Origin of the sequence: Bradyrhizobium sp. NAS80.1, from assembly GCF_001908205.1 — a bacterium.
Lineage (GTDB): Bacteria > Pseudomonadota > Alphaproteobacteria > Rhizobiales > Xanthobacteraceae > Bradyrhizobium.
The window spans coordinates 1-7,085 of record NZ_LGHL01000238.1; the positions used below are offsets into that span (position 1 = coordinate 1).

Below are 7,085 nucleotides of genomic sequence, written 5' to 3' on the forward strand. Positions count from 1 at the left end.
CTTCACGTCAACGATCTTGTTTTTGAATGTGAACGCGGTATTGCGGGCAATCACGAACGAGCCGCTGATGCGTGACAAATCCGTGGTCAGGCTCTCGGTCACTCCATCAACGAAGTACTCCTGCTCAGCAGCACCGCTCAGATTGGTAAAGGGCAGCACAACGATGGAAGGATGGGGCGCTGAAGCCGGCATCTCCGCGAGGTCGCCACCATGCGTCGCTGACCCGACCACGCGCTGCTGCTCCTCCAGTATAGTACCCACGAAGCGGAAACCCTTTCGCGGCAGCGTCTTGATCAGATGCTGCTTGCCGCCGGTGTCGCCGATCGCGTTTCGGGCGGCATTGAGGCGGGTCGTCAACGCTGCATCTGAAACCGCGCGGCCATTCCAGATCGCACCAATGAGGTCGTCCTTGCTAACGACGCGCTCTCGATTGCGGATCAGGTAGTCGAGCAAGTCGAACACCTGTGGTGCAATCGGGACCACCTCTGTGCCGCGTCGCAGTTCGCGAAGGTCCGCATCAAACGTGTAGTTCTCAAAGAGATAGCGCACAGCCCTCCCCCCCCGGGTGGCCTTCCTATCCCTGAGAGACGCCCACCCACAGCCAAGATTATGCCGCTCGTGCGCAAAATGTAAGCAAGCCTGCCCGGAGCAGCGGATTTTTCCTGGTGGGCAGTTGCCAAGAAGGCGAGCCTCATGCGCGGCCCAAGGGTCGGGATGCCCGCTTGTGGCCCCGTTGCTGACCTGTGCGGCGATCAGCGAGAAGTCTGGATCAGCGAGTACAGCGGACACGCGGTCCCGGGGCCGGAATGTCGTACTTTGCCGAAGGAGACACTGACGGCTCGCTTCGACAGGCCACTCCGGCTCGCGCGCGCGACCAAAATAATTCAGTCTTCCGAGCGCAGAGCCGCTTCGATGCGCTGGATCAGCCGCTCCCGCAGCGAAGGCACCGCGTTGCCGAGGACGGCGAAGGTGCGGACGATGGGCAAATACGGCTCCATTGCCGCCGTTAGCTCCGCGAGAGACATGCCGGCCAGCCGAGCATATTCGGATTGCGCCGCCGCATTGGTCGCGCGCGGCCGCTCCGGATTGTCGGCAACTTCCGGCCCGAGCTCGGACAGGATCACGCGCAAGAACCCAAGCTCGAGGACGGCGGGCCCGCACATCGCGCTGACCCAGTCGACCAGCTTTGGGCCTTCCGCTGTCATGATCACGTTACCGGGGCTCAGGTCGGTATGGCAAAGCCCGTCGCCCGGCGGCAAGCGATCGATCAGCGCGAGGATTTCAGTGGCGATGTGCTTCGGGAGCTTGCCGTCGTCGTGCCCCAACTGAGCCTCCATATACTCGCGCATGGAGAGGACCTCCGGCGGCAGGGGGGTCTTGTGAATGGACATGGCAAGAGCCGCGACGATCGCGCCGGCCTGATCGAACGTCACCGCGCCGGTTCGGGTTAGCTGCAGCAGGGTCGGTCCGTCGAGGCGCTGCAGCACGATGCCGAAGCGCCCGTCCAGGGTCACCTCGCCGAACACCTCCGGCACCGGAACGCCGACGGCGTGGACGGCGCGGATCATGTGCACCTCGAACCAGGGCATCCGCCGCGGCAAGCCGGGCTTGAACAGTTTGACGACTTGCCCCGGCGCCCAGGCGTAGACTTCGGAGTAGGCGCCTTCACCGATCTTTTCCCCCAGCGATCCCTGCATCTTTAGCCCCGTGTTGCTGTGACCCTCACCCTATGGTCACTCGTCATGGCCGGGCATGCCGCCTACGCTGAAGCTTCGGCGGCCGAGCGAGTATGTTGGCCCGGCGTAGCCTTGGCGTAGACGGGATGACCGAGAGTAATCACCCCGCCGAGCGCAGGGCGTGCACATCAGCGAAGAGGCCTTCGCCGATCTTCTCTCCCAGCGATCCCCCGCATGCCCGTTCTCCGCCGTGCAGAGGAAACACCGGCGGCGAGCAAAAAGGAACCCCTTCCGTCGCGGGGCCGCCGGACACTATGATCGCCTTTCAACCTGCAGAGACCTTCGTCCACTCCGCTAAATGGTGCCAAGTCCGGTTGTGGGGCCCCTGAGCCGACGTGCAGCGAAAGCCCTTGGCATGTCAGCTATCGAAGACAGAGCGGACCAAGCATCTCGCAGCCCCAACCTTCCGCATTTGGTAGAGTCGAGATGTGACGCGGTGGCTTTAGGATCGAACATATCTGTTCTCGCCCCTTTCGTCTGGCGGTGCCTTAGTGGCTCGACCATGACTCCGTTTCCACACCTCGCTCATCGAACCGGACAGGCAGATCTCCCGCATCCGGCTCTCGGACAAGACCTCACGCCTTCACCCACGGCACGTCGCGACCAAGTGCGGCTAAGCGTACGAGCCCGAAGTGCCCGTAGAGGTGCGAGAGTGGATAAGTCCCGCCCTTGCGTCGCCTGACCTTGTGCTTGGAGCGCAACCACCGGCGCAACCGCACAGCGGTGTAGTTGTCGATCGCGCGGTACGCCTTGCTGACGGTGCCTACTTTGAAGTAGTTCGCCCATCCGCGCAGCGTGCGGTTCAACTTACCCACCAGCTCTGTGGTGTCTTGCCATGTCCCCGTTCGAACCGTCAGCGCATGGATTTGCTCCACCATGCGCTTGATGCTCTTCTTCGATGGCCGATACCCCAGGCGCGCCTGGCCGGTTCTCGCAGAATACATTCGTCCGAACGTGTAGCCCAGGAAGTCGAACTGTCCTTCCGGCACCCGGCAGAGTCGTGTCTTGTCCTCGTTGACCGTCAGCTTCAGCTTTCCCATGATCATGCGCAGTTGTCGCAAGGCTTCGTCAGCTTTGCCCCGCCGGCACAGGATTACGAGATCGTCGGCATAGGTCACGACGCGAGAGCCGAGGCTTCGCTCCAGTCCGAGCATCTTCCATCCCAGCACAAACCGGCGCATGTAGAGATTCGCCAGCAGTGGTGAGATGGGTGAGCCTTGCGGGATGCCGCGCCGCTTGTCCGGTGCCTCGGTCGTCCGTGTCGTCCGTCCTCGATCGTCGGTTTCTTCCACGGGACATTCCAGCCACATCTTGATCAGATGCAGCACGCGCCGATCAACAATTCGGCGCGCCACCGACTTGAGAAGGTCGGCATGCGGAATGCTTCCGAAGTAGTCCGCGAGGTCGGCGTCCACGACTTCCGGGTGGCCACGGAACAGCTGCGCTTCCACCTCCACCACCGCCTGCTGGGCATTTCGCCCGGGACGGTAGGCATACTGCTCGGGTGGAAGATCGGCCTCAAAGATCGGTTCCAGCACCAGCATCGCTGCCGTCATGCAGACCCGATCACGCAAGGTCGAGATGCCCAATGGCCTGAGTTTGCCGTTGGCCTTCGGGATGTACACTCTTCTGATGGGGTCCGGTCGATACGTCTCCTGCCTGAGCGCAAGCGCCAGTTCGCCAAGCCACCGCTGCACCCCGTACGCCTCGATGTCCGCAAAGTCCTGACCGTCCACGCCCGGTGCGCCCTTGTTGGAGCGGCATTGGGCATAGGCATGGACCAAGATGTCTTCCCGGCTGATCTTGTCGTACAGGGCGTAGAAGCGGTAGCCGGCTTCTGCCTTCGCTTTCGCGTGCAACGCCGTCTGCAGTTTCTGAACACTCTTCGGAGTTGATAGGTTGCCCAATCCCCAGGTCCCTCACTACGTCTTGCGTTCGTCTTGAACTGAGGCCCCTTCCCTCCACCGGCGTTACCCGGCTTCCGCGGTACTACGAACCTCTCCGTCACCCCACGGCGCCCGGCCCGTCCCTCGCGGGCGTCCGGTTGATCATCCCTGACCACGTCGTGGGGCCTCCCGTGTTGCGTACGCTTTCCTTGTGTACATGCCGTCGCCACTACCCCGGCACAGCGACTGGAGGTATTGCTTCGCTCACGTCTTCCCAGTCGTGTCAGCCTTCCCTGATATGGCCGTCAGGTCGGCCTGTGCATCGTCCTTTTCGAGGCTTGCTCAGCGTTCACTCGCGTTACGGCCTGCACACTCGCGCTGTCACCAATTCGTGACACGCATTCCGAAGGCTTCAGCTATTTCGTCACCTCCATAGCTGCTCCGGTTGCTTCCGGCTGGAGCGGTTGCCGGGTGGGGCTTGCACCCACTGGAAAGCGCCGCCTTTGCACGGCGCACACCCCGTTGCGGACATTACCCCTCAGGCACCCCAGCCAAGCGCATGCCCTCATAGGCGCGCTCGCGTCCCGCGAGATACACGGGATGGTTGCTTGGGGCGTAAGTGCGATAGCGGCGAATACTGAAACTCCGATGGAGCGCAACGCCCGCCTGTGCTGTAGCCCGTGCCTCATCCAGCTCACCGACGTGCGCCAAAACGGCCGCGAGAAGGAAGTGCGTCATCGGGTAATTTCGGTTGGCCTCAAGGCTCCGGCGCAGCCAAACAATCGCTTCCGCGTCGGCGCCGTGCCAAAATTTGGCGAGACCGACAAAAAAAAGTCCAGGCATAGACGTGGGTATCGCGGGGAGAAAGGCGGAGCGCCTGCTCTATATGGGCTTCAGTTTCCTCGCCCCGCCCGAGACAAAGCTTCCCAAATCCGATGTTCGCGTGCGCCACGGCCAAATTCCGATCCAGCGCCAACGCCCGCTCGCATTTGCCGATCCCTTGAGCCGCGTGGTTCTTATAAGTTTGCACCAAGCCCAGAACGTTATGAGCTGCGGGATGGTTCGGTGCCAAGGACAGCGCCTTAGTGACGGCCGTCTCGGCTGCGGTGAGATGTTCTATCCGATTGTCGGTGAAAAAGTTACTGCCTATTGCAACATTAGCCATCGCTGCGCCGACCAGCGCCTCAACATTTCCCGGTTCGAGGGCCAAGGCACGTTCAAAGAAGCCGCGCGCTTGTGCCATGTATTCTGGAGTTCGGCCCCTGTTGACCAACGCGGCACCTTGGAAACACAAGTCAGTCGCGTCGGGATGGGGTGAGCGCTCCGCGCGCCGCGCTTCGACAGCAATCAATTGCGCTTTCAGCGTATTGGCGAGCCTCGACACGATTTCGTCCTGCATGTCAAAGAGGTCGGCAACGGGCTTGTCAAAACGATCGGCCCATAGGTTGTTGCCGGTTTCGGCATCAATCAACTGCACGTTCACCCGCAGGCGGTTGCCACTACGTTGCACTGAGCCTTCAAGCACGTAGCGGACGTTCAGTTCGTGTCCGAGCTTCTTTACGTCAACGGGTTTACTCTTGAACGTGAACGCGGTGTTGCGCGCAATCACGAACGCGGCATTGATGCGCGACAAGTCTGTGGTGAGGCTCTCAGTCACCCCATCGACGAAGTACTCTTGCTCGGGATCGCCGCTGAGGTTCGTGAAGGGCAGCACAACGATGGAAAGACGAGGCGGCGAAACCGGCGTTGGCGTCGTCTCGCTGCTATGCGCCACCGAGCCAACCGGCTCAACTGCGACGGTCTGGACTTCCTGCACCGCACAGACGAAGCGGAAGCCTTTGCGCGGCAGAGTTTTGATTAAGCGCTGTTTCGCGCCGGCATCGCCGATTGCGGTGCGAGCGGCATTCAGGCGAGTCGTCAGCGCGGCATCAGAAACGATGCGTCCGTTCCAAACGGCGTTGATGAGGTCGTCTTTGCTGACGACGCGCTCCCGGTTTCGGATCAGGTAATCAAGCAGATCGAACACCTGAGGTGTGACAACAATCGCGTCCGTTGCGCGGTGCAGTTCGCGCCGGTCGGTATCCAATGCGTAATCCTCAAAGAGATAACGCAAGCTGGCATTCCTTCTCGGGTCACCTCTGAAGCCGCACGAGCGCAGAGAATAAGCCGCCGGTAAGGAAAATGTAAGCCAGTTGTTAAGCGCGCCAACGGATGTGCTGGCAACTTTCGCTTGGTGCAACTGCCCAACTTGGACACAGCGCAATGAGCACGATCCACGGGGCCAGTGAGTTCGGACCGACAACCGCAAGGCGGCAGTATTACAGTCCCCTCGAAGCATATTGGGATGCGTTTCGTGAGTGGCGCAAACGCGAGAGGCTGCGAACCCAGCTTTGCCGGCTGACGGACGGCGAGTTGATGGACATCGGCATCACGCGTGGTGAGATCGACTACGTCGCCACAAATCGCGATATCGACCCGCGAGGCGCCGTCCTCGCGCCGTGAACAAGCCCGGCTCAACGGCTCAAACTGAACCGGCCGTAAAATGCCTCTGCCTCCCTTGTTCAAAGAACAGTGTCATGCAGCCGAAGAAGTCTCACCTAGATCTGTTCGAACGAACGATGATGTTGTCCGCATTTGGCGTTCAGCCTGATTGGTATGAGGATTACTGGCTAAGGCCAAAGAAAGCCTCCCGTCCCATTAGAGGAAGATGGCACCGTTCGAATCTCCTTCTACGTACCATCTTGTACGCAGCAATCGTATCAACGTTCATCTACTTTGGTCATTGAAGCTCTGAACCAGATCCCTCCGACGCCGACGAGGGAACGGAATAGCGGCTGTGGGGCGGCGCATGAGTCCGCTTGTGGCCCGAAGCGGCTGATGGCCGACGGGCAGAGCATGTCCGCTCTGCCCTGGTGATTCAGACATCAACCTGTTCGGCAATCGCGAGCGCGTCGTCAACCTCGATGCCGAGATAGCGGACCGTGCTTTCGATCTTGGTGTGGCCGAGTAAGAGCTGCACGGCTCGCAAAATCCGCGTGCGGCGGTAGATCAGCGTCGCCTTGGTCCGGCGCAGGGAATGGGTGCCAAATGCCCTCGGGTCAAGCCCGATGCTCGCCACCCAGTGGGCAAGAAGGCGAGCACATTGGCGGGTTGTCATCGCCCGATCACGCCCACGGCGCCCAGTGAACAAATACTGACCTGGCCTCTTGCCGGCGTCCTTCAAGAAGTCGTCAACTGCTTGCCGGGTTTGATCCGTCAACTCGAACTTGACCGGTCTCCCGGTCTTCTTCTGCCGGACGGTCGCGCGATCGACCGCATAGCCATTCGGAGCGACATCTTCGACCCTCGAGGCGACGACGTCGCAACCACGCAACTTGCTGTCGATCGCAAGGTTGAAAAGGGCAAGGTCGCGGGTCCGTCTTTCGATCAGGAGCCGGGTTCGGATCGACCAGACTTGGTTTGG

General features: G+C 61.0%; 5 protein-coding genes and 1 pseudogene. 1 reads left to right on the plus strand and 5 read right to left on the minus strand.

Annotated features, from left to right (window positions below; translation table 11 throughout):
* From AC629_RS39305 to AC629_RS39325, 4 genes and pseudogenes are all read right to left on the minus strand, one after another.
* The coding region (locus AC629_RS39305; protein WP_210419181.1) for a winged helix-turn-helix domain-containing protein at positions 1-549 on the minus strand (549 nt) is incomplete at its 3' end.
* 335 nt (positions 550-884) lie between these two features.
* Positions 885-1,697 carry an aminoglycoside phosphotransferase family protein gene (locus AC629_RS39310; RefSeq protein ID WP_084810057.1) on the minus strand — a complete coding sequence of 271 codons (813 nt, stop codon included), beginning with the start codon at positions 1,695-1,697 and terminating at the stop codon, positions 885-887.
* 614 nt (positions 1,698-2,311) lie between these two features.
* Positions 2,312-3,643: a group II intron reverse transcriptase/maturase gene (ltrA, locus tag AC629_RS39315; RefSeq protein WP_084810058.1), complete on the minus strand. Its 1,332-nt coding sequence runs from the start codon at positions 3,641-3,643 to the stop codon at positions 2,312-2,314.
* Between the two features lie 510 nt (positions 3,644-4,153).
* Positions 4,154-5,735: pseudogene (locus tag AC629_RS39325) on the minus strand (winged helix-turn-helix domain-containing tetratricopeptide repeat protein).
* A 149-nt stretch (positions 5,736-5,884) separates the two neighbouring features.
* On the opposite strand from AC629_RS39325, the gene AC629_RS39330 reads away from it, so the two are divergent.
* Entirely contained in the window at positions 5,885-6,124 is a 240-nt protein-coding gene (locus AC629_RS39330; RefSeq protein ID WP_084810059.1) for a DUF1127 domain-containing protein, read from the plus strand.
* 415 nt (positions 6,125-6,539) lie between these two features.
* Here AC629_RS39330 and AC629_RS39335 read toward each other — a convergent pair.
* Positions 6,540-7,085: tyrosine-type recombinase/integrase (locus tag AC629_RS39335; protein ID WP_245332141.1), on the minus strand; the 546-nt coding region annotated here is incomplete at its 5' end.